A 22,367-nucleotide genomic window follows, 5' to 3' on the forward strand; every position below is an offset into this window, starting at 1 on the left:
CTTCTCGAATCGGCTACAGCTTCTCGAAGAAGAACTCGTGCTTGAGGAAGGAGGTGTCGTACTCGTGGCCGGGGTGGGGCGGGATCAGCTGAGAGGCCTGGAACAGGCGCCAGCCGTCCTGCAGCGCGGCGAGCCCCGTCTTGTACGGCGGCTCGTCGCTGTCCCCGGTCGTCGGGTGCGTGCTGCCGGTGCCGTCGTAGCGGGACCAGCCCACCACGTCGGAGTCGAGTGCCGAAGTGGCGAGGTACAGCACCAGGACCTGCTGGTTCATGCGTGGCTCCTCAGGGCGGGCCGGTTGCTGACTCGGGTGACCCAGTAGCGGCGTGTCGGTACCGAAGGACGGAAGAATGTCGGTGGCCGTGGCCCCGCAGTACTGCGGGGCCTTGGGCAAACGTGCCAACTGCCAGGTCGCGGTCAGCGTCCACGCCGCCACCGACACCGCCTCCTGCCCGCTGCAGTGGCGGCTGTTCCTGCCGAAGGAGTGGGCATCGGACACCGACCGCCGCACCGCCACCCGTATCCCGCCCGAGATCACCCACCGCGAGAAGTGGCGGCTGGCCTTGGACATGCTCGACACGCTGGCCGGCTGGGGCATGACGCCACCCGCCGTCGTGGCCGATGCCGCCTACGGCACCAACGCCCACCTCCGAGCCAGCCTGGCAGACCGCGGTATCGACTACGTGCCGGCCGTCCGCGCGGACGTCACCGCCCACCCCTTCGACGCGGAACCCAAGGCGCCGGACCGTAATGGGCACATCGGGTGCTGGCCCCAGCCTCGCTACCGCCACCGAGCATCGTCGGTGGCGGCCCTGGCCGCCGGCCTAGGACGGGAGGCCTTCACCACCGTTGCCTGGCGGCAGGGCACACGAGGAGAGTTACGGTCCCGCTTCGCTGCCGTGCGGGTCCGCCCCGCGGGCAAGGCCGTCGAGCGTCCGATCCGGACCGCCGCCTCGGCCGAGCAGGGCTGGTGGGACGGTATCCTGCCCGACTGCTGGCTGCTGGTGGAGTGGCCCGAAGACGCCGAGGCTCCTACCGATTACTGGCTCTCCAACCTGTCGAAGGACACGGCGATCGCCGACTTGGTCCGTCTGGCCAAGGTCCGCTGGCGCATCGAGCACGACTACCGCGAACTCAAGCACGGCCTGGGCCTTGACCACTTCGAAGGCCGTTCCTGGTCCGGCTGGCACCACCACGTCACCCTCGTGACCGCCGCCCACGCCTTCCTCACCGAACAACGGCTGACCCCAAAAGCACCCGCACCGGGCTCACTCTCTACCAGATCCTCGACGCCCTCCAAGACGTCCTGCTCCCCAGATTCTCGCCAGCGCAGGTTGATCATGTTCGAGGCGGCCACTCGGCGTCGGCGAATGGCCGCCTCTTTGTCTCGCGCTTCGGGCTAGCTCCCCAGCTCAGGGCGTGGTGATGGCCGGCCGGGGCGCGGTCGCCATGCCGTTGCCGATGAAGAAGCTCGGGTGCGGTGGCTGGTTGTAGGCGGTGTTCTGCCAGGCCAGGCCCGTGCGGTACATCGTGTCGTGGAGCAGTGTGGTGATCTTCGTGTTGGTCTCGATCGGCGTGGAGTAGATCCGCAGTGCCGTGTTGTTGCTCGTCGGCCAGACGACCTCCTCGCGCCAGTCGCCGAGGATGTCACCGGACAGGGACGGTGTCGCCTTGGTGCCGTTGTTGGAGTGGACGGAGGAGCCGGTCAGCAGGCGGGTGTCGGAGGACGTGCCGTACTTGTCGATGTGGGTCCCGTCGAGGAGTTCACGGGTGGTGTCGCCGTCCCACCAGGCGAGGAAGTTCGCGGAGGACGGTTCGCGGCCCTTCGTTGCGCCCGCTTCGTCGCGGATGGACGTGTCGGAGGCGGACCAGACCTCGGCGCCGTCGTTGCCCGCGTAGATGTCGCCCGCGACGCCGCGGCCGTTGTCGCAGCAGGCCGCCAGCCGCCAGCGGATGGATCCGTTGGAGGGGCTGATGTAGAGCTCAGCGGGCTGGGACGTCGACTCCGACACCTTGAAGTACTCCAGGCCCGGGGTGGAGGGGTCGAGGTCGCCCAGGTGCTGGGCGTCGCCGTGCCCCGTCTTCGTCGTCCACAGGCCGTAGCCGTTGTCGTCGACGGCCATCGAGCCGTAAACGATCTCGTCCTTGCCGTCGTTGTCGACGTCGCCGACGGACAGGCTGTGCGAGCCCTGACCGTCGAAGCCCTTGCCCATGTTCGTCGACGAGTTGGTGTCGAAGGTCCAGCGGCGGGTGAAGGCGCCGTTCCGCCAGTCCCAGGCCGCGATGACCGTGCGCGTGTAGTAGCCGCGCGCCATGATCAGCGAGGGGCGGGCGCCGTCCAGGTACGCGGTCCCGGCGAGGAAACGGTCCACGCGGTTGCCGTAGCTGTCGCCCCACGACGCCACGTTGCCGCGCGCCGGTACGTAGTCGACCGTGCCCATCGCGGCACCCGTCTGACCGTTGAACATGGTCAGGTACTCGGGCCCGGAGAGTATGTAACCGCTTGAGTTGCGGTAGTCGGCGGAGGCGCTGCCGATCGTCCTCCCCGTGCCGTCCACCGTCCCGTCGGCGGTCTTCATCGCGACCTCGGCCTTGCCGTCGCCGTCGTAGTCGTACACCTGGAACTGGGTGTAGTGCGCGCCCGACCGGATGTTCCTACCGAGGTCGATACGCCACAGGCGGGTCCCGTCCAGCTTGATGCCGTCGATGATCGTGTTGCCGGTGTAGCCGGACTGCGAGTTGTCCTTGGCGTTGGTGGGCTGCCACTTCAGGACGAAGTCCAGGGCGCCGTCGCCGTCGAGGTCGCCGACGGAGGCGTCGTTCGCCTCGTACGTGTAGGCCACGCCGTCCGGTGTCGTGCCGCCGGCCGGGGGCGTGATCGGGACGTCCTTGTAGCCTGCGCGGAACTGGATGGCGTGCACCGAGTCGCCCTGCTCGACGCCGTTCACGATCGCGCGGACCGTGTAGTCGGCCGAGTTGGGCGCGCCGGAGTGGAAGAAGTTCGTGGAGCCGGTGATCGGCGACGAGTTGACCTTCGTACCGGCCCGGTAGACGTTGAACGACACGTTGTCCGGGTCGGTGCCCAGCCAGCGCCAGCTGACGAGGTTGCCGGTGCCGGTGTGGACGCTGACGACGCCCCGGTCCAGCTTCTCGGCCTGCCGCGCTGTCGCCGCGGACGACGTGCCCGTCAGCGCGGTGAGTCCGGCGGCGGCCATCGCACCGGCCACGACGGTGGTGAAGAGGACGCGGGTGCGGGTGACGCGGCGTCTGCGGTGCTGCGGCTGCGGGTTCAGGTGCTCGTGCGGGTGCTCGGTTGGCACGGTTTCCTCCCGAGGGACGGATGGGTTCCGGTCCCTCAGTCGCCGCTCGGCTCAAGGGAGTTGCCGCCATCGCGGGGAAATCGTGCCGGAAAACGTGCGCGGAAATCGTGCAGCCTCAGGCCTCACGCTCACGACGGAACGCGCGGAGCCGGTAGAGCGGCTCCGCGCGCGGTGTGTCCGGGTCCGGCAGGGCCGCGACGCGGTCCGCGAGGGCAGGGCCGCCCGCCGCGTACACCCTGCCGCGCCGGATGTCGTCGGCGAGGCGGCGCGGGGTACGGCCCTGGCCGTGGCCCCGGAAGCGGGCCTCGCCGCACGGGCGCAGGCCGTGCGAGGCGGCGTACTCGGTGATGCGGGCGGACTCGTCGGCGGCGCGTGCCGAGCGGTGCGGGCGAACCAGTACGTCGATGTCGCTGCCCACGTCATGTGCGGCGCTCTTGTCGACGGTCGTCACGAAGACGCCGCCGGGCCGCAGCACGCGCGCCGCCTCGGCGACCACGGGCGCCGCTTCCGGCAGCAGATGCAGCAGCCAGATGGCGGTGACGACGTCGAACGAGCCGTCCGCGAAGGGGAGTCGGCGGCTGTCGCCGAGCACGACGGCGCCGTCCAGACGGCCCGCGGCGACGCTCAGCATGCCGGGTGAGATGTCGACGCCCAGTGTCCGCAGCCCGGGCCGGGTCAGCCGCCCGGTCACCAGGCCGGTGCCGCACGCGACGTCGAGGAGGGTGCGCGAGGTGGTGGGCACGAGTCCGAGGACGGCCTCGGCAGCGGCCCGCGCCCGGGGTACGCCCCCGCGCGTACGGTCGTAGACCGCGGCTTCCTTGTCGTAGTCCAGCACGAAGCCCCCCGGTTCTGCGTGGCTCAGCGGATACCGTGCCCCGCCGCCAGCTCCTCCACCTTGTGCGCCAGCTTGAAGTCGAGTTCGGTGACGGCGCCGCCCACGCTGTGGGTGTTCACGGTGAGGGAGACGGTGTTGTAGCCGAGAGTCAGGTCCGAGTGGTGGTCGAGCGCGTCCTGGACCTGCGCGATGTGCACGACCAGCGCGGTGGCCGCGAAGTGGGAGCCGAGCCGGTAGGAGCGGGCGAGGCGGTCGCCGTCGAGCGACCAGCCGGGCAGCTCCGCGAGCCGGTCCTCGATGTCCTTCTGCGACAGCGGTTCGACGGCCATGGCCGCGCTCCTTCCGTACGGCGTCGTACGACCACGTGTACGTCGTACCACTGCGTGTCACGACGTACGCCTGCAGCCTGCGGGTGGTTCCCGCCTCAGCCTGCCACAGGGCAGGAGTCCGGTCGCCCCGGCGAAGCCCCCTGCTCCCCCGTGCCCGCACATCTCCCGCAGCCGGGCTACTACGGTCGGGGCCATGGGTGTGAGCACGGGAGCAACCGGAGTCGGCCCGTTGCTGCGCGGGTGGCGCGAGCAGCGTGGGGTCAGCCAGCTGGAGCTGGCGCTGCGGGCGGGTTCGTCGGCGCGGCATATCAGTTTCGTGGAGACGGGCCGGTCCCGGCCCAGCGAGGAGCTCGTCCTGCGCCTCGCCGAGCATCTGGACGTACCGGTGCGCGAACGCAACGGGCTTCTGCTGGCGGCCGGTTACGCGCCGCGTTTTCCGGAGACCCCGCTGGACGACCCCGCGCTGGGTTCCCTGCGTGAGGGCCTGGAGCGGCTCCTCGGGGGATACGAGCCTTATCCCGCGCTCGTGGTCAATGCGGCGTACGACGTGGTCGCCGCCAACCTCGGTATCGCGATGCTGCTCGACGGTCTGCCCGAGCATCTGCTCGTCCCGCCGCTGAACGCGATGCGGCTGACGCTGCACCCACAGGGCCTGGCGCCGAAGATCCGCAATCTGCGCGAGTGGCGAGGCCATCTGCTGGCCCAGATGGAGCGCCAGGTCGCGCTGCAGCGTTCCGACAGATTGCGGGCCCTCTACGAGGAGGTCGCCGCGTATCCCGCGCCCGACCTGCGAAAAGACGACGACACCGAGGAGCCCTTGGATCCGGTGCCGTACGTCGCCCTTCCGTTGCGGATCGAGCACGACGGCCGCGTGCTGTCGTTCATCTCGTCGATCTCGACGTTCAACACGCCGATGGACGTGACCGTCGCCGAGCTGGCCGTCGAGACGTTCCTCCCGGCCGACCCGGCGACGGTCAAGTATCTGCAGTCGCTCATGCCCTGAGGCCGGGCCCGGTGCCGAGCATCCGCAGCGCCGCGTACTGGAGGCCCGCGAAACCGGCGACCGTCACGGCCTGCAATGGGGCCCAGACGGCACCGGCGGTGGTCGGCGAGAGCCAGATGGCGAGGGCGAGGAGGCTGAGCGCCGCCCAGAGCAGGTTGGCCTCGATGACGGCACGCACGGCGAGGACCGGCGGGTGCCTGCGCACGGCGAGCACTCCGACGCCGGCTCCGAAGAGCACCAGGAACACGCCGAGGCCGAGCAGTAGCCCCCGGTCCACGCCGAGCAGCCGCCCGAGAGGCTCGGACGCGGTGACGTAGGCGATGCCGTTGGCGGTGGTCACGACGGCGTCGAGGGCGAGGAAGCGGCGCAGCATGGTCCCCGGCTCGGAGGTACGGGCGAGGCCGGCGAGCAGGGACGCGGACACGGGCGCGGAGGTGGTCGTGGACGTTGCGGGCATGGCGGAATCAGCCTCCATCGAGGTCGAAAGCGCTGGTCGAAGCCTGCCCCCGGGCCGCAGTGCGGCGGCCCGGGGCCAGTGGGACCACCATGCCCGGGCGTTGCGGCCCGGTCGATTACGTGCGAGGTAATGGCGGTACGGCCCCAGCCGGGAGGCCCCGCCGGGAGGGCCAGCCGGGACTCTCCTCCCCCTCACCCCGTAGGACACGGTCGCGTCAGGGCGGTCCGCACCGAGGACCAGGAGGCGAGGATCTCGCGTTCGGTGTCGTCGGCCGTGGCGATCGCCTCGCGGTGCGCGGCGTCCAGGACCTCGTCCACGTGCACCCGCCGGTCCTCGGTCGCGGACAGGACGGCGGAGTCGACCATCGCCAGGCTCATGACGTTCTCGTGGATCTCGCCCCGGGGGACGGTGCCGGTACGCAGGGCGTGGACGAACTCTGCGAGGGCGCCCTCGATGCTCTCCGCGCCGTCCGGCGTTCCGCTGTTCTCGGCGGACGGTGTGCCGTTCGCGTCGACCCTGGGCGGGGTGTCGCCGTCCCAGACGGCGGTGCCGTGCGCGCCGCTCAGGCGCCAGGCGCCGTTCCACGACGTCTCCAGGCCCGGGCTGCACCAGCTGCCGGTATAGACGTAACGGGCACCGCCGGTCATCTCGAAAACGGCGGTGGCGGCGGCGTCGCCGGCGTACCAGCTCCAGGCGGGGTTGTACCCATGGCAGTAGACGGACACGGGCTCGGCGTCCAGCAGGAACCGCGCGGTGTCGAAGGGGTGTATGGCCATGTCCAGGAGCAGCGGGTGCGCCATGGCGTCGCGGAAGCCGCCGAAGCGCGGCGCGAGGAAGAACTCGGTGGTGAGGATGCCGAGGTCGCCCAGCCGGCCGGCCAGTTCCCGGAACCGGAACAGCTGCCGGTTGTAGCGGCGCGACTGGCTGACCATGAACAGCAGGCCCGACCGCTCGGCCGCCGCCGCCAGCCGCAGCGCCTCGGCCACGGAGGCGGCCGCCGGCTTCTCGCCGAGCACGGGCAGGCCGAGGTCGAGTGCCCGCAGGGTGACGGGCAGGTGGGCGGCGGGGCTGGTCACGTCGATGACGGCCTCGGCACCGGTCTCGGCGGCGAGCGCGGCCAGGTCCGTGCCGGTCGGGGTGCCAGGTGCGCCCACCGCGTCGGCGGCGCTGCGGGCCGCCTCCGAGTCGAGGTCCACGACTCCGGCCAACTCGGTGTCGGGGGACGCCAGGACAGCGCCCAGCCAGGCCCGGCCCATGCCCCCGGCGCCCACAACGATCACCCGGAGGGGAGCACCGGTCGCCGGCAGGGTGCGGAATGGGTGCCCGTTCACGACCGGACCCCTTCGCCCTCGAACCAGCTGGTCTCGCTGTGGACCAGCCGTGGGGTCCGGCGTTCGGCCGCCGGGGCGGCCCAGGTGACGGCGTTGGCGATGACGCGCCGCACATCGGGGTGGTGGTAGACGGGATAGTCCTGGTCCCCGGGGCTGAAGTAGAAGATCCGCCCGTGGCCCCGGCGGAACGTGCAGCCGCTGCGGAACACCTCGCCCCCCGAGAAGGAGCTGATGAACACCAGCTCGTCGGGGGCGGGGATGTCGAAGAACTCCCCGTACATCTCCTGCTCATCGATCACGATCGGGTGCGGCACACCGGCTGCGATCGGGTGGGCCGGGTCGACCGTCCACACCAGTTCGCGGTCCCGTTCGGCGCGCCAGCGCAGGGTGCACGTCGTGCCCATCAGCCGGGTGAAGATCTTCGACCAGTGCCCGGAGTGCAGCACGATCAGGCCCATCCCGGCCATGACGTGCCGGTGCACGCGGTCGACCACCTCGTCCGACACCTCGTGGTGAGCGATGTGCCCCCACCAGGTGAGCACATCCGTGTCGGCGAGAACCTCCTCGGTGAGGCCGTGCTCCGGCTCGTCCAGCGTCGCGGTGCGGACCCGGACCTCGTCGCCGAGGTTCAGACGGACGCCCTCGGCGACCGCTCCATGGATGCCCTGCGGATACAACCGCGCGACTTGCGCGTCCTGCTGCTCGTGACGGCCCTCACTCCATACGGTGACCCGCAACGGGGCGGCGGACATCTTGGGCGACATAGGGGCTCCGATCCCACAGCAGCTACGAAAATTTTTTCGCGACAACCCAGCCCGTCGGGCAGCCGACAGAGAAGCTAAATGCGGTCGATATGCCTGTCAAGGCGCACCCAATGAAGCGTGCGGAGCAACTCTTTCTTGGCAACGGACACAGTCACGTCCTAGATTATTTGCGAAAACTCTGTCGGGGACAGCAGGGAGTGCTCTCATGACCGGTGGCCGGACGTCCCGCCCGACCCTCGCGCAGATCGCCCAGACGGCCGGCGTGTCGGTCTCCACCGTCTCCAAGGTCCTCAACGACCGCGACGACGTCTCGCAGGACACCCGGGCCAAGGTCGACTCCGCCCTCCGTCAGCACCGGTACATCCGCCGGGGGGTGTCCCTCGCCGACCCGTCCACCCGCACCGTCGACCTGGTCCTGGGCGGGCTGGACGGCTCCTGGCCCGCGAGCGTCGCCAGCGGTATGGAGGCGGCGGCGTACGAGGCGGGACTGCACGTGGCGATCTCCCTCGCCAGGGCGCCCGTCGCCTCCGGCGGCCAGTACGCCCCCGACTGGGTCGACCGCATCCTGGAGCGCGGCAGCGCGGGAGTGGTGCTGGGCCTGACCGAGCCCACCGACGAGCAGCTCGCCCGGCTCCAACAGGCCGAGGTCCCCTGCGTGGTCATCGACCCCCTCAGCGATCCGCCCCCTGGCGTGCCGTCCGTCGGCACCACCAACTGGGCCGGCGCCTACGAGGCGACCACCCACCTGCTGGACCGCGGGCACGAGCGGATCGGCCTGGTCACCGGCCCGCCACGACACCTGTTCGCCCGGGCGCGCATCGCCGGCTACCGCTCGGCCATGGCGACGGCGGGCCTCGACGCGCCGGCCGAACTGGTGCGTCACGGCACCTACGACCGCGCCAGCGGCCGGCGGCAGGTCGAGGCGCTCCTTCGGCTGCCCGTGCCGCCCACAGCCCTCTTCATCTGCTCCGACCACATGGCCATCGGCGGCTACGAAGCGCTGGCCGAGGCCGGGCTGCGGGTGCCGGAGGACGTCAGCGTCGTGGGGTTCGACGACCTGCCGGAGGCCCGCTGGGTCACCCCGCCCCTGACGACCGTGCGCCAGCCGCTGAAGGAGATGGGCGGCACCGCCCTGCGGACGCTCGTCCGGCTGATCGGCGGCGAGGAACTGGGAAGCTCCCGGGTGGAGCTGGCCACGTCGCTCGTCGTCCGCAGCAGCACCCGCGACCGTCACTGACCGAAGACTGAAGAAGGGCGCTGCCTCAAGAAGGGCGCCGCGCGCGAACAGTCAGTGCGTGCGGGGCGCGTACATGATCACGGCCATCCCCGCGAGGCAGATCAGCGCGCCGATGACGTCGAAGCGGTCGGGGCGGTAGCCGTCGGCGATCATGCCCCAGGCGATCGAGCCGGCGACGAAGATCCCGCCGTACGCGGCCAGGATGCGGCCGAAGTTCGCGTCGTGCTGGAACGTGGCCACCACCCCGTACAGGCCGAGGGCGATGACGCCCGCTCCGATCCAGATCCAGCCGCGGTGTTCCCGGATGCCCTGCCAGACCAGCCAGGCACCCCCGATCTCGAGGAGGGCGGCGACGGCGAACAGGGCGACGGAGCGGGCGACGAGCACGGCGGCGGGATCTTTCCGGCAGGGGTGAGCAGGGACGAGTAGGGACGGGCACCCAGCACCGTAACCCGTACGGACGCAGTGAGCAGGTGGCCGTCCCTCAGCGCGCCTACGTTTCGAGGCATGGGCCACCAAGGGAGCTCACGGTGACACAGACCACGGGGACCCCCACCGAACCGGGTGCGGTGCTTCTGCGTACGGGAAAGTTCTTCCGGGGCGGGACCGCGGTCCCCGATCTGCACAGTGTGCAGTTCAAAGGCGGCCGCCAGGGGGACGCCTTCTACCGGGACCGGTGGAGCCACGACAAGGTCGTGAACTCCACGCACGGGGTGAACTGCACGGGCTCGTGCCGCTGGAAGGTGTACGTCAAGGACGGCATCATCACGTGGGAGACCCAGCAGACCGACTATCCGTCGGTGGGTCCCGACCGCCCCGAGTACGAGCCGCGCGGCTGCCCCCGGGGCGCGGCCTTCTCCTGGTACACGTACTCGCCGACCCGCGTGCGCTACCCGTACATCCGGGGCGTGCTCCTCGAGATGTACCGGGAGGCCAAGGCGCGCCTGAAGGACCCGGTGCTGGCGTGGGCGGACATTCAGGGCGATCCGGAGCGCCGGCGCAGGTACCAGCGGGCGCGCGGCAAGGGCGGCATGGTCCGCGCCACCTGGGACGAGGCCCTGGAGATCGTGGCGGCTGCGCACGTCCACACCATCAAGACGTACGGCCCGGACCGGATCGCGGGCTTCTCCCCCATCCCCGCGATGTCGATGGTGTCGCACGCGGCCGGGGCCCGTTTCATGGGGCTGATCGGCGCGCCGATGCTGTCCTTCTACGACTGGTACGCGGACCTGCCGGTCGCCTCGCCGCAGGTGTTCGGCGACCAGACCGACGTACCGGAGTCGGGCGACTGGTGGGACGCGGCGTATCTGATGATGTGGGGGTCCAATGTGCCCGTCACTCGTACGCCGGACGCGCACTGGATGGCCGAGGCCCGCTATCGCGGCCAGAAGGTCGTGGTCGTCTCCCCGGACTACGCGGACAACGCCAAGTTCGGCGACGAGTGGCTGCATCCGCATCCCGGCACGGACGGGGCGCTCGCGCTGGCCATGGGGCATGTGGTCCTCAAGGAGTTCTTCGTGGACCGCGAGACGCCGTTCTTCGCGGACTACGTACGGAAGTTCACCGATCTGCCCTTCCTGGTGACGCTCACCGAGCGGGACGGTGCGTACGTGCCGTCGAAGTTCCTGCGCGCCGCCGATCTCGACCAGACCGGGGAGGGCGCGGAGTGGAAGACGGTCGTGCTGGACGCGGCGATCGGGCAGCCCGCCGTCCCGAACGGCTCGCTGGGGTTCCGCTGGACGGACTCCGGCAAGGGCCGCTGGAACCTGGATCTGGGCGACATCAGCCCGCGGCTGACCCTGCACGGCACGTTCCGCGCGATGCCGGTCGAGGTGCTGCTGCCGCGCTTCGACACGGAGGGCGGGGAGCACGGGCAGGGGCGCGGCGAGGTCATGCGGCGCGGCGTCCCGGCCGCGCGGATCGGCGGGCCTGGCGGACTCCTGGTCACCACGGTCTTCGATCTGCTGCTCGCGCAGTACGGGGTGGGGCGGCCGGGTCTGCCTGGTGACTGGCCCTCGTCGTACGAGGACGCGGACGCGCCCTGTACACCGGCGTGGCAGGAGGTGCACACCTCCGTGCCCGCCGCCCAGGCCGTCCGGATCGCCCGCGAGTTCGCGCGGACCGCGGAGAAGTCGCGGGGCCGCTGCATGATCCTGATGGGCGCCGGGACGAACCACTGGTTCCACTCCGAGACGATCTACCGGGCCTTCCTCGCGCTGCTGCAGCTCACCGGCTGCCAGGGCCGCAACGGCGGGGGCTGGGCGCACTACGTCGGCCAGGAGAAGTGCCGCCCGTTCACCGGCTGGGCCACACTCGCGGGCGCCCTGGACTGGCAGCGGCCGCCGCGGCAGATGATCGGCGCCGCGTACTGGTTCCTGCACACCGACCAGTGGCGCTACGACAGGTTCCCGGCCGATGTGCACGCGTCGCCGCTGGGCAGCGGGCAGTTCGCGGGCATGACGGGCGTCGACTGCCTCGCGCTGTCCGCCCGCTCCGGCTGGATGCCCTCCTACCCGACCTTCGACCGCAATCCGCTCGACCTGGGCGACGCCTTCGGCGACCCGGTCGCGCAGGTCGTGGCCCAGCTCAGAACCGGTGAACTGAAGTTCGCGGTCGAGGACCCGGACGCGCCGCAGAACTGGCCGCGTGTGCTGACCCTGTGGCGCGCCAATCTGCTGGGCTCGTCGGCGAAGGGCGCCGAGTACTTCACGAAGCATCTGCTGGGCACGCACTCGTCGCTGCGGGCCGAGGAGGCCGCGGAGGACGAACGGCCCAGGGATGTGACCTGGCGGGACGAGGCCCCCGAGGGCAAGCTCGACCTCCTGCTCTCGCTCGACTTCCGGCAGACCTCGTCCACGCTGCTCTCGGACGTCGTACTGCCGGCCGCGACCTGGTATGAGAAGCACGACCTGTCGACCACGGACATGCACCCCTACGTGCACGCCTTCTCACCGGCCGTCGACCCGCCCTGGCAGTCCCGCACCGACTTCGACACCTTCCACGCGCTGGCCCGCAGGCTCAGCGAGCTCGCGGTGGGCCATCTGGGCGTCCGCAGGGACGTCGTCGCGACCGCGCTGCAGCACGACACACCGGGCGAGACCGCGCAGCCCGGCGGGGTCGTCCTGGACTGGAAGCGCGGCGAATGCGATCCCGTTCCCGGGCAGACGCTGCCGAATCTGGCCGTCGTCGAGCGCGACTACACGGCGATCGGCGACAAGTTCGCGGCACTCGGCCCGCTGGCGGAAGGTCTGGGGCTGCCCGTCAAGGGCATCGCCCTGCGGCCCGACCAGGAGGTGGAGGACCTCAAGGCCCGCAACGGTGTCGTACGCGGTGGCCCCGCCGACGGGCGTCCGGCCCTCGACACCGCCGTCAAGGCGGCGAACACCATCCTCGCGCTGTCCGGCACGACCAACGGACGCCTTGCCACGCAGGGTTTCCACACCCTGGAGGCGCGCACCGGCCAAGAGATGGCGCATCTGGCGGCCGAGCACGAGGGCAAGCGCATCACGTACGCGGACACGCAGGCCGCGCCCGTGCCGGTCATCACCTCACCGGAGTGGTCCGGAAGTGAGTCCGGTGGGCGCCGCTACACCGCGTTCACGCTCAACACGGAGCATCTGAAGCCCTGGCACACGCTCACCGGACGGCAGCACTTCTTCCTCGACCACGACTGGATCCACGAGCTGGGTGAGGCGCTGCCCGTCTACCGGCCGCCGCTGGACATGAACCGCCTGTTCGGCGAACCGCGCCTCGGACCGGACGGACAGCGCGAGGTGACCGTCCGTTACCTGACCCCGCACAACAAGTGGTCGATCCATTCCGAGTACCAGGACAACCTGTTCATGCTGTCGCTCTCCCGCGGCGGCCAGAACATCTGGATGTCCCCGCAGGACGCGGACGCGATCGGCGTCCGGGACGACGACTGGATCGAGGCCGTCAACCGCAACGGCGTCGTCGTCGCCCGCGCGGTCGTCTCGCACAAGATGCCCCCGGGCACGGTCTACATGCACCACGCCCAGGAACGCACGGTCAGCGTCCCGAAGACGGAGACGACCGGCAAACGCGGCGGCATCCACAACTCCCTGACCCGCGTGCTCCTCAAGCCGTCCCATCTCATCGGCGGCTACGCCCAGCTGTCGTGGGGCTTCAACTACCTGGGCCCGACGGGCAACCAGCGCGACGAGGTGACGGTCATCCGCCGCCGCTCGCAGGATGTGGAGTACTGACATGCGCCCGATGGCCCAGATCGCCATGGTCATGAACCTCGACAAGTGCATCGGCTGCCACACCTGCTCGGTGACGTGCAAGCAGGCGTGGACCAACCGCACCGGCATGGAGTACGTCTGGTTCAACAACGTCGAGACCCGGCCAGGGCAGGGCTATCCGCGCCGGTACGAGGACCAGGAGCGGTGGCGCGGCGGCTGGGAGCTGAACAAGCGGGGCGCGCTCAAGCTCAAAGGGGGCGGGCGGTTCCGGAAGCTGGCCGGGATCTTCTCCAACCCCGTCCTGCCGGAGATCAAGGACTACTACGAGCCCTGGACGTACGACTACAAGAACCTGCACGACGCGCCGCTCGGCGACGACTTCCCCGTCGCGCAGCCTCTGTCGCAGATCACCGGCAAGCCGATGAAGATCGAGTGGTCCTCGAACTGGGACGACAGCCTCGCGGGCGCGCCCGAGCACGGGAACCTCGACCCGATGGTCGCCAAGGTGCGCGAACAGGCCGCCGAGAAGGTCAAGTTCGCGTTCGAGCAGACCTTCATGTTCTTCCTGCCGCGGATCTGCGAGCACTGCCTGAACCCGTCGTGCGTGGCGTCCTGCCCGTCCGGCGCCATGTACAAGCGGGCCGAGGACGGCATCGTCCTTGTCGACCAGGACCAGTGCCGCGGCTGGCGCATGTGCGTCACCGGCTGCCCGTACAAGAAGGTCTACTTCAACCACCGCACCGGCAAGGCCGAGAAGTGCACGTTCTGCTACCCGCGCGTGGAGGTGGGTCTCCCGACGGTCTGCTCGGAGACGTGCGTGGGGCGGCTGCGCTATCTCGGGGTGATGCTGTACGACGCGGACAAGGTGACGGCAGCCGCCTCCGTGAAGGACGAGAAGGCGCTGTACGAGGCCCAGTTGGACGTCTTCCTCGATCCGGAGGACCCGGCGGTGCAGCGGGCGGCGGAACAGGCCGGGATTCCGTACGACTGGATGGAGGCCGCGCGCCGCTCCCCCGTGCACGCCCTCATCAGCAAGTACAAGGTCGCCCTGCCGCTGCATCCCGAGTACCGCACGATGCCGATGGTCTGGTACATCCCGCCGCTGTCACCGGTCGTGGACGCGCTGGCCGAGACAGGCTTCGACGGCGAGGACGCGGGCAACCTCTTCGGCGCCATCGACACGCTGCGGATCCCGCTCGAGTATCTGGCGGAGCTGTTCACGGCGGGTGATGTGGGGCCGGTACGGGCCTCGCTGGAGAAGCTCGCCGCCATGCGCTCGCACATGCGGGCGATCAACCTCGGGGACCAGCCGGACCCCTCCCTCGCCTCGTCGGTCGGCATGGACGCGACGGAGATCGAGGCGATGTACCGGCTGCTGGCCATCGCCAAGTACGAGGAGCGCTACGTCATTCCGACCGCCGCCGTCGGCGACGCCGCCCGCCTGGAGGAGACGGCTCTCCCCGCCGAGCTGCCGGACTCCTGCAGCCTCGACTACGACGGCGGGCCCGGCATGGGCGGCGAGGGGCCGTTCGGCCTGGACTCCGGGCGCAGACACCTGCCGCTGGTGTCCGTGGAGAACTTCCACGTACTGGGGAGGCGGCAGACGGCCGACAAGGAAACCGAACTGAAGGGGGAGCCGCCGTGACGTCCACCGCCGTGCTGTACCAGGCCGCCGCGCACTGCCTGGGCTATCCCGACGACGCGTTCCGCTACCGGCTGTCGCTGCTGCGGGCCGCCGCCCCCGAACTGGGCGGCTTCCTCGACCACGCGGCGGCCCAGGCGCCCGCGGACCTCGCCGCCCACTACGTCCAGGTCTTCGACTTCAAGAACCGGCACAGCCTGTATCTGACCTGGTGGCGGGACGGCGACACGCGGCGGCGCGGCATGTCGCTGGTCCGCTTCAAGGAGACCTACCGGGAGCACGGCCTGGAGTTCACCGGCGAGGAGCTGCCCGACTTCCTGCCGGTGGTGCTGGAGTTCTCGGCGCAGATGGGGCCGGTTCTGCTCAAGGAGCACCGCGGCGCCCTGGAGCTGCTGCGGCTCGCTCTCACCGACTTCGGCACGCCGTACGCGCGCGTGCTCGACGCGGTGTGCGCGACGCTGCCCGGCCCATCTCCCAAGGACCGGGCCGAGGCGCTGGCCCTGGCCCGGTCGGGCCCGCCGCGCGAGGAGGTGGGCCTGGAGCCCTTCGGACTCATCACTGAGCCACCCATCGCAGAGCCACCACTCATCGGAGAGCGTTCTTGACTTCCTCCCCGTCCCGAAGGAGGGGATTCCTACGGCTCGCGCCGTGGGGTTTTCTGCTTCTTCACCGACTGCCCGCCCGGAGTTCTCCGTTGAGGTCTTACACCAGCTCGACAGACAGACACCGCCAGCCCGGCGGCCAGAAGGTTCTTCGCCGCGTTCACGTCCCGGTCATGGGTCGTCCCGCAGCCGCACGTCCACGTGCGGACGTTGAGCGGCAGCCGTTCAGCGAGGGTGCCGCAGGCGTGGCACAGCTTGGACGAGGGGAAGAAGCGGTCCACGACCACCAGGTCCCGCCCGCACCAGGCCGCTTTGTATTCCAGCATGCTGCGGAAGTCCGACCACGCTGCGTCCGAGATCGCGCGGGCCAGTTTCCGGTTTTTGACCATGTTGCGCACGGCCAGGTCCACGATCACGAGCGTTTGGTTTTCACGCACGAGCCGAGTAGTGATCTTGTGCAGGGCGTCACGCCGCCGGTCGGCGACCCTGGCGTGGATCCGGGCGACCTTCTGCCGGGGCTTCACACGGTTCGCCCCGTTGCCCTTGGCCTTGCGAGACAGTTCCCGCTGAGCCTTCACCAGCCGGGCACGGTCCTTGCGTTCGTGCCTGGGGTTGGTGACCTTCTCACCCGTCGACGAGGTCAGCAGATGGTCAAGGCCCACGTCGATACCGACCGCCGTACCGGTGGCCGCAAGCGGCTTGATGTTCAGGTCCTCGCACAGCATCGACACGAACCAGCGGCCAGCTGCATCCCTCGAGACCGTCACGGTGGACGGTCTCGCACCCTGCGGGGCCAGTTCTTCGGTCTTCTTCCACGCCGTCAGCATCGCCGAGGTGGCGTTGTAGTTGACCCGCACCCCCTGCTGCCATGCCCTCGTACGGGCGTCCAGCGCCATGTTGTAGACCTTCCGCACGCACCCGAACGTGCGCGACAGCTCAGCCGCCTGCGCATCAGTCGGATAGAAGCGGTACTTGAATGCCCGCTTCACGTGCGTCGTCGCCACGGCTCACAAACTATCACCCAACATATGGCGATCTGGCAGGAGTTGAAGGCAAAAGGCTATCCCCCTGACGGCGAATCGCCTTCCCATGCCCTGCTCTGCAGCCGCTTCCCCCCGGCCTGAAGGACGGGGTATCCAACGGAGGTATCCCCATGAACACACTGCTGTGGGGCGTCGTGCCGTACGTCGCCTTCGTGCTGCTCGTCGCGGGCACGATCTGGCGGTTCCGCTTCGACAAGTTCGGCTGGACGACACGCTCGTCGCAGATCTACGAGTCGAAGCTGCTGAACATCGCGTCGCCCGTGTTCCACTACGGGATTCTGTTCGTGCTGGTCGGCCACCTGATGGGCCTCTTCGTACCGGAGTCGTGGACGGACGACATCGGCCTCAACGAGCACACCTACCACCTGCTGTCGCTCTACGGCGGGACGGCGGTCGGGGCGCTGGCGCTGGCCGGCATCGCCCTGCTCCTGTACAGGCGGCGCACCAAAGCGCCGGTGTTCCGCGCCACGACCGCCAACGACAAGCTGATGTACGTGGTGCTGCTGGCCGCGATCGTGCTCGGCATGGTCGCCAAGCTGATGCACACGTCCGGGGACGGCTACAACTACCGGGCGACCATCGCCCCTTGGTCCCGCAGCCTGTTTACCCTGCAGCCCAAGACGGAACTGATGTCGGGCGTTCCGGTGATGTACCAGATCCACGCTGTGGTGGGCATGCTCCTCATCGCCCTGGTCCCCTTCACCCGCCTCATCCATATGTTCAGCGCCCCGGTGCAGTATCTGTTCCGCCCGTACGTTGTGTACCGGACGCGCGATCCGGAACAGCTGGGGGTGAGGCCGGAGAGGCGGGGGTGGGAGCGGACAGGGGTGTAGGGCTGCCGCCGCTGCGGTCAGCGGCGGGTTCGCGCGTTACGGCCTACCTCATCGCTCAAGGCGTGCACCGTCGTCAGGCGCGGTCGAGCTCGGCGGCGCCGAAGGAGACGTCGAAGCGGTCGCACCAGATGCTGACGCTGGTGTAGCGGGCGGGGTCGATGTCGTTGGGCACGGCGTAGTTCTGGCTCCCCTTGTTGCCCTTCAGCTTGCCGAGGCTGACGTACTGCCCGTCGTCGAAGACGTGCCAGCCTGCCTTCCCCTCCTTCACCGGTTGGTCGGTCAGCCACACGCGCAGGTCCGGTCCATTGCTGGTGTCGAGGTTCTCCAGCCGGACGACGTGGGAGCCGTCGGCCAGCCGTACGAGCTTCACGGTGCCCGACGTCGCGTGCTCGTGGCTGATCAGTTCACCGCTCGCGAGCGTCTGCGGCCCGGTCGTCGGGGAGGGCGTCTCGGAGGGCGCCGCCGTAGGAGGAGCGGAGGTCTCTACCGCCTGGGGCAGGCCCTCTTCGACGGTCTCGTCCTGCCACAGCTTCCACGGCTGGAACCAGTACAGCCCGAAGGCGACTCCGGCGACAGCCACCACCAGTGCTCCGACGACCAACGGCCTGGTCAGTACCTTCCACACGCGTCCCATCGCCACCTCACCTCCTGAGATTCTTCTGTCGCCACTCCATTCAACGGAACGGGCGGCCGTCCCGGGGCCCGCAGGAGATGACGCAACTCTTACGTCGTCGCGCCGCATAGGGGTCGAGGGTTCATGCCTCGGTCGTGGGAAGCGTCACCTCGAATCGGCAGCCGCCGGGGACGTTCCGTACGACGGCACGCCCCTGGTGGGCCTCCACGATGCCGCGGACGATGGCCAGGCCCAGACCCGCACCAGCAGGAGGGGTGCGGGCGTGGGTGCCGCGCCAGCCGGTGTCGAAGACGCGGGGAAGGTCCTCCTCGGGGATGCCTCCGCAGCCGTCGGTGACCGACAGGACGACTCCTCCGGCGAACGCTCTGCGGCCACCGCAATCGTGCCGTCGGCCGGTGTCCGGCGGATCGCGTTGACCAGCAGGTTGCCCAGGACGCGGCTCATCTCCTTGCCGTCCACTTCGACCGGTACGGGTTCGATACGGTCGCCGACCAGCCGCACGCCGTGTTCGCGGGCGAGCGGGTCCGCTCCCGCGAGGGCGTCGCCGACGAGGTCGTACACCGAGATCCGGGACGGCGAGAGCGACAGCGCGCCGGCGTGGATGCGGGACAGTTCGAAGAGGTCGCCGACCATGTCGTTCAGGCGCTCGACCTCCGTGCGGATCTGCCGGAGGTAGCGGTCGGGGTCCGTGGCGACGCCGTCCTCCAGCGCCTCGGACATGGCACGCAGGCCCGCGAGCGGGGTGCGCAGGTCGTGCGAGATCCAGGCGACGAGTTCACGGCGGGAGGACTCCAGGGCGCGCTCACGCTCGCGGGAGGCGGCGAGTTTCGCGCTCGTCGCCGCCAGCTCGCGGCTGAGCGCGGCCAGTTCGGCGGTGACGGGGCCGTCGGGGGCCGCGAAGTCGCCGCCGTCGCCGAAGGAGCAGGCGGCGAGGGTGAGTTCACGGCTGCGGGCGACCACCCAGCGGCCCAGCAGCAGCGCGGTGGCCAGGGACACGACGGCCGCCATCGCGACGACCGTCGTGACGACGGACAGGTCGTGCGCGGAGAGGAACATCGCCTGTGCCACGGCCAGCGTGCCCGCGAGCATCGCAGTCACCGCGACGGCGGCGACGACCGTGAGCGACGCGGTGAGCGAGCGGCGGCGGATCAGCCACAGCACGCCCGCGCCGAGGAGTCCGGCCGCGGCGGCGCCGAGGAAGGGGAACAGGGCGATGAGGAGGCTGTCGCGCATGGTCACTCCTCTGGCGGGCCGGATGTGCCGGTGGGGTCGAAGCGGTAGCCGACGCCCCACACGGTCTGAATCAGCCGGGGTCGCGCGGGGTCGTCCTCGACCTTGCCGCGCAGGCGGCGGACGTGGACGGTGACGGTCGACAGGTCGCCGAAGTCCCAGCCCCAGACCTCGCGCATCAGGTCCTCGCGGCCGTACGCGCGGCCGGGGTGGCGCAGGAAGAAGGCGAGCAGGTCGAATTCGCGGAGAGTGAGGGCGAGTTCGGTCCCGTTCTTGGTGGCGCGGCGGGCCGCGGGGTCGACCGCGAGGCCGGCGGCGTGCAGGGGCGTTCCCGTGCCGGGCCTGAAGGGCCGGGTACGGCGCAGCACCGACTCCACCCGCAGGACGAGTTCCCGGGGGCTGAAGGGCTTGGTGACGTAGTCGTCGGCCCCCACCTCCAGGCCCAGGATCCGGTCGTCCTCGTCACCGCGCGCGGTGAGCATGATGACGGGCACGGGACCGCGGGCGCGCAGCCGACGGCACACCTCCAGGCCGTCCATCCCGGGCAGCATCAGGTCCAGCACCACCAGGTCCGGCCAGTGCGCGGCGGCACGGGTGAGGGCTCTCGGCCCGTCCCCGACCAGGTCCACCGCGTAGCCTGCGCGGTCCAGGTATCCCGAGACGACCTCGGCGACGGTGGGATCGTCCTCCACGACCAGCACCCGGGCCGCTTCGGCCGACAGCGGCTCAGCGGGCGCCTCGCCCATCGGCTGGTACGGCTGCTTCATGCGTTCAGCTTCGTACCACGGCCCTGGCCGTGCCGTTTCCTGGCCGCCTTCAGCTTCTGACGTCCGTGTTCCGTAAGGACTCGGAATCCGAAAAGCGTCTTCCGGGCTCCTCTGCCTAAGCGGCGCCACCCTTCGTATCCCGCTCCTCGTCCACGATCTCCGCGTCGACCACGTCCTCGTCCGCCTTCGGGGCCTCGGTACCGGTACCGGTATTGCTCTCCCCGCCGGAGGCGGACGCGGAGCCGGCCTGCGCCTGGGCGTACATCGCCTGACCCATCTTCTGGCTGACCGAGGCCAGCTTCTCGACGCCCGTGCGCAGTGCCGCGGTGTCCTCGCCGCCCGCCTCCAGAAGCCCCTTGAGCTCGGTCACCGCCGCTTCCACCTCCGACTTCGTGTCGCCCGGGATCCGGTCGGCGTTGTCGGCGAGGAACCGCTCGGTCTGGTAGACGAGCTGCTCCGCCTGGTTGCGGGTCTCGGCGGCCTCGCGGCGGCGGCGGTCCTCGTCGGCGTACTGCTCGGCCTCGCGCATCATGCGGTCGATGTCGTCCTTGGGCAGCGCCGAACCGCCCGTGACGGTCATCTTCTGCTCGCGGCCCGTCGCCAGGTCCTTCGCCGAGACGTGCATGATCCCGTTGGCGTCGATGTCGAAGGTGACCTCGATCTGCGGGACGCCGCGCGGCGCGGGCGGCAGCCCGGTGAGGTCGAAGACGCCGAGCTTCTTGTTGTACGCGGCGATCTCGCGTTCGCCCTGGTAGACCTGGATGCCGACGGACGGCTGGTTGTCGGTGGCCGTCGTGAAGATCTCCGAACGCTTCGTGGGGATCGTCGTGTTGCGTTCGATGAGCTTCGTCATGATGCCGCCCTTGGTCTCGATGCCGAGGGACAGCGGCGTCACGTCGAGCAGCAGCACGTCCTTGACGTCGCCGCGGAGCACGCCGGCCTGGAGCGTGGCGCCGACGGCGACGACCTCGTCCGGGTTGACGCCCTTGTGCGGATCCTTGCCGGTGAGCTGCCTGACCAGGTCCGTGACGGCGGGCATGCGTGTCGAGCCGCCGACCAGGATCACGTGGTCGATCGCGGAGACCTCGATCCCGGCGTCCTTGATGGCCTGGTGGAAGGGGGTCTTGCAGCGGTCGAGGAGATCCCCGGTCAGCTCCTGGAACTGGGCGCGCGTCAGCTTCTCGTCGAGGTGCAGCGGGCCCTCGGGCGAGGCGGTGATGTAGGGGAGGTTCACGGTCGTCTCGGTCGACGAGGAGAGCTCGATCTTGGCGCGCTCCGCGGCCTCGCGCAGCCGCTGCAGCGCCATCTTGTCCTTCGCGAGGTCGAGGCCGTACGCGTTCTTGAACTGCTTGACGAGATGGTCGACGATCCGCTGGTCCCAGTCGTCGCCGCCGAGATGCGTGTCGCCGTTGGTGGCCTTCACCTCGATCACGCCGTCGCCGATGTCGAGCAGCGACACGTCGAAGGTGCCGCCGCCCAGGTCGAAGACGAGGACGGTCTGCTCCTCGCCGCGGTCGAGGCCGTAGGCGAGGGCCGCGGCCGTCGGCTCGTTGATGATGCGCAGCACCTTGAGCCCGGCGATCTCACCGGCCTCCTTGGTGGCCTGGCGCTGGGCGTCGTCGAAGTACGCGGGGACGGTGATCACCGCGTCCGTGACGTTCTCGCCCAGGTACGACTCGGCGTCCCGCTTGAGTTTCTGCAGGATGCGCGCGGAGAGCTCCTGTGCGGTGTAGCGGGTGCCGTCCACGGAGCCCTGTTCGGGGAAGCGCCAGTGGGCGTCGCCCATGTGCCGTTTGACGGAGCGTGCGGTGCGCTCCACGTTGGTGACCGCCTGCCGTTTGGCCACCTCTCCGACGAGGACCTCGCCGTTCTTGGCGAAGGCGACGACCGAGGGCGTGGTGCGCGCGCCCTCGGCATTGGGGATGACGGTGGGCTCACCGCCCTCCAGGACGGCCACCACCGAGTTCGTCGTACCGAGGTCGATACCGACCGCACGTGACATGTCCGTCCCCTTCCGCCGAACCCGGGGTCCCGGGGGTTTCCACTCTCCAGGATGCGGCCGTGCCGCCGCCCGGTCGAGACGGACGGCGGCACGGACAGCGGGCCGGGCTGTGCGGCGGCGAGGGCCGGTGGCCGGG

General features: G+C 70.1%; 18 protein-coding genes and 2 pseudogenes. 7 read left to right on the forward strand and 13 right to left on the reverse strand.

Annotated elements, in window-relative coordinates:
- Positions 1-13 precede the first annotated feature (13 nt).
- Positions 14-271: a hypothetical protein gene (locus STSP_RS11725; RefSeq protein ID WP_067275748.1), complete on the reverse strand. Its 258-nt coding sequence runs from the start codon at positions 269-271 to the stop codon at positions 14-16.
- A 52-nt stretch (positions 272-323) separates the two neighbouring features.
- Here STSP_RS11725 and STSP_RS11730 point away from each other — a divergent pair.
- Positions 324-1,301, forward strand: a pseudogene (locus STSP_RS11730) (IS701 family transposase); the annotation flags it as partial.
- Between the two features lie 108 nt (positions 1,302-1,409).
- Here the strand turns inward: STSP_RS11730 and STSP_RS11735 are convergent.
- The 3 genes from STSP_RS11735 to STSP_RS11745 form a co-directional block, all read right to left on the reverse strand.
- Positions 1,410-3,317 (reverse strand): rhamnogalacturonan lyase, encoded by a 1,908-nt coding sequence (locus tag STSP_RS11735; protein WP_078067099.1) that lies wholly within the window; start codon positions 3,315-3,317, stop codon positions 1,410-1,412.
- A 115-nt stretch (positions 3,318-3,432) separates the two neighbouring features.
- Positions 3,433-4,152: a class I SAM-dependent methyltransferase gene (locus STSP_RS11740; RefSeq protein ID WP_067275750.1), complete on the reverse strand. Its 720-nt coding sequence runs from the start codon at positions 4,150-4,152 to the stop codon at positions 3,433-3,435.
- A gap of 23 nt (positions 4,153-4,175) precedes the next feature.
- Complete coding sequence (locus STSP_RS11745; RefSeq protein WP_067275753.1) at positions 4,176-4,481, reverse strand: 4a-hydroxytetrahydrobiopterin dehydratase; 306 nt, start codon at positions 4,479-4,481, stop codon at positions 4,176-4,178.
- A 193-nt stretch (positions 4,482-4,674) separates the two neighbouring features.
- Between STSP_RS11745 and STSP_RS11750 the strand changes: the two genes are divergently transcribed.
- Complete coding sequence (locus STSP_RS11750) at positions 4,675-5,484, forward strand: helix-turn-helix domain-containing protein (protein WP_067275756.1); 810 nt, start codon at positions 4,675-4,677, stop codon at positions 5,482-5,484.
- On the opposite strand, the gene STSP_RS11755 is transcribed toward STSP_RS11750, so the two are convergent.
- The 3 genes from STSP_RS11755 to STSP_RS11765 form a co-directional block, all read right to left on the reverse strand.
- Complete coding sequence (locus STSP_RS11755) at positions 5,474-5,908, reverse strand: hypothetical protein (protein ID WP_067275794.1); 435 nt, start codon at positions 5,906-5,908, stop codon at positions 5,474-5,476. The genes STSP_RS11750 and STSP_RS11755 overlap by 11 nt on opposite strands.
- Before the next feature lie 224 nt (positions 5,909-6,132).
- Positions 6,133-7,272: a Gfo/Idh/MocA family protein gene (locus tag STSP_RS11760; protein ID WP_067275759.1), complete on the reverse strand. Its 1,140-nt coding sequence runs from the start codon at positions 7,270-7,272 to the stop codon at positions 6,133-6,135.
- Complete coding sequence (locus STSP_RS11765) at positions 7,269-8,036, reverse strand: ThuA domain-containing protein (protein ID WP_067275762.1); 768 nt, start codon at positions 8,034-8,036, stop codon at positions 7,269-7,271. The genes STSP_RS11760 and STSP_RS11765 overlap by 4 nt, the downstream gene beginning before the upstream one ends.
- A 205-nt stretch (positions 8,037-8,241) precedes the next feature.
- On the opposite strand from STSP_RS11765, the gene STSP_RS11770 reads away from it, so the two are divergent.
- Entirely contained in the window at positions 8,242-9,273 is a 1,032-nt protein-coding gene (locus tag STSP_RS11770; protein ID WP_067275763.1) for a LacI family DNA-binding transcriptional regulator, read from the forward strand.
- A gap of 51 nt (positions 9,274-9,324) precedes the next feature.
- On the opposite strand, the gene STSP_RS11775 is transcribed toward STSP_RS11770, so the two are convergent.
- The gene (locus tag STSP_RS11775; RefSeq protein WP_067275766.1) at positions 9,325-9,660 is read right to left on the reverse strand and encodes a YnfA family protein; all 336 of its coding nucleotides are present in this window, start codon (positions 9,658-9,660) and stop codon (positions 9,325-9,327) included.
- Positions 9,661-9,803: 143 nt separating this feature from the next.
- On the opposite strand from STSP_RS11775, the gene STSP_RS11780 reads away from it, so the two are divergent.
- From STSP_RS11780 to narJ, 3 genes are read left to right on the forward strand one after another with little or no spacing between them, the layout of a single operon-like run.
- Complete coding sequence (locus STSP_RS11780) at positions 9,804-13,499, forward strand: nitrate reductase subunit alpha (protein ID WP_067275769.1); 3,696 nt, start codon at positions 9,804-9,806, stop codon at positions 13,497-13,499.
- Position 13,500: 1 nt separating this feature from the next.
- Positions 13,501-15,123, forward strand: coding sequence for a nitrate reductase subunit beta (gene narH, locus STSP_RS11785; protein ID WP_067275772.1), 1,623 nt, complete (start codon positions 13,501-13,503; stop codon positions 15,121-15,123).
- Positions 15,120-15,725 carry a nitrate reductase molybdenum cofactor assembly chaperone gene (gene narJ, locus STSP_RS11790; RefSeq protein WP_067275775.1) on the forward strand — a complete coding sequence of 202 codons (606 nt, stop codon included), beginning with the start codon at positions 15,120-15,122 and terminating at the stop codon, positions 15,723-15,725. Before narH ends, narJ begins: the two co-directional genes overlap by 4 nt.
- Before the next feature lie 29 nt (positions 15,726-15,754).
- Here the strand turns inward: narJ and STSP_RS11795 are convergent, their stop codons facing one another.
- Positions 15,755-16,726 (reverse strand): RNA-guided endonuclease InsQ/TnpB family protein, encoded by a 972-nt coding sequence (locus STSP_RS11795; RefSeq protein ID WP_067275776.1) that lies wholly within the window; start codon positions 16,724-16,726, stop codon positions 15,755-15,757.
- 149 nt (positions 16,727-16,875) lie between these two features.
- Between STSP_RS11795 and narI the strand changes: the two genes are divergently transcribed.
- Positions 16,876-17,598, forward strand: coding sequence for a respiratory nitrate reductase subunit gamma (gene narI / locus STSP_RS11800; RefSeq protein ID WP_067275779.1), 723 nt, complete (start codon positions 16,876-16,878; stop codon positions 17,596-17,598).
- A 73-nt stretch (positions 17,599-17,671) separates the two neighbouring features.
- Here the strand turns inward: narI and STSP_RS11805 are convergent, their stop codons facing one another.
- The 4 genes and pseudogenes from STSP_RS11805 to dnaK all read right to left on the reverse strand — a co-directional run bounded on the left by STSP_RS11805 (position 17,672) and on the right by dnaK (position 22,231).
- Entirely contained in the window at positions 17,672-18,232 is a 561-nt protein-coding gene (locus STSP_RS11805; protein ID WP_067275781.1) for a DM13 domain-containing protein, read from the reverse strand.
- 121 nt (positions 18,233-18,353) lie between these two features.
- A pseudogene (locus tag STSP_RS11810) lies at positions 18,354-19,465 on the reverse strand (sensor histidine kinase).
- Between the two features lie 2 nt (positions 19,466-19,467).
- Complete coding sequence (locus STSP_RS11815; RefSeq protein WP_067275783.1) at positions 19,468-20,229, reverse strand: response regulator transcription factor; 762 nt, start codon at positions 20,227-20,229, stop codon at positions 19,468-19,470.
- A gap of 115 nt (positions 20,230-20,344) precedes the next feature.
- Entirely contained in the window at positions 20,345-22,231 is a 1,887-nt protein-coding gene (gene dnaK / locus STSP_RS11820; RefSeq protein ID WP_067275786.1) for a molecular chaperone DnaK, read from the reverse strand.
- Positions 22,232-22,367 lie beyond the last annotated feature (136 nt).

It is taken from the genome of Streptomyces jeddahensis, assembly GCF_001642995.1.
Classification (GTDB): Bacteria; Actinomycetota; Actinomycetes; order Streptomycetales; family Streptomycetaceae; genus Streptomyces; species Streptomyces jeddahensis.

Bases quoted from the DNA above. Each gene is read 5' to 3' on its own strand.
- STSP_RS11750 (WP_067275756.1), top strand. From the start codon at position 4,675: ATGGGTGTGAGCACGGGAGCAACCGGAGTCGGCCCGTTGCTGCGCGGG.
- STSP_RS11745 (WP_067275753.1), bottom strand. From the start codon at position 4,481: ATGGCCGTCGAACCGCTGTCGCAGAAGGACATCGAGGACCGGCTCGCG.
- dnaK (WP_067275786.1), bottom strand. From the start codon at position 22,231: ATGTCACGTGCGGTCGGTATCGACCTCGGTACGACGAACTCGGTGGTG.
- STSP_RS11770 (WP_067275763.1), top strand. From the start codon at position 8,242: ATGACCGGTGGCCGGACGTCCCGCCCGACCCTCGCGCAGATCGCCCAG.
- STSP_RS11815 (WP_067275783.1), bottom strand. From the start codon at position 20,229: ATGAAGCAGCCGTACCAGCCGATGGGCGAGGCGCCCGCTGAGCCGCTG.
- narH (WP_067275772.1), top strand. From the start codon at position 13,501: ATGCGCCCGATGGCCCAGATCGCCATGGTCATGAACCTCGACAAGTGC.
- narI (WP_067275779.1), top strand. From the start codon at position 16,876: ATGAACACACTGCTGTGGGGCGTCGTGCCGTACGTCGCCTTCGTGCTG.
- STSP_RS11805 (WP_067275781.1), bottom strand. From the start codon at position 18,232: ATGGGACGCGTGTGGAAGGTACTGACCAGGCCGTTGGTCGTCGGAGCA.
- STSP_RS11725 (WP_067275748.1), bottom strand. From the start codon at position 271: ATGAACCAGCAGGTCCTGGTGCTGTACCTCGCCACTTCGGCACTCGAC.
- STSP_RS11765 (WP_067275762.1), bottom strand. From the start codon at position 8,036: ATGTCGCCCAAGATGTCCGCCGCCCCGTTGCGGGTCACCGTATGGAGT.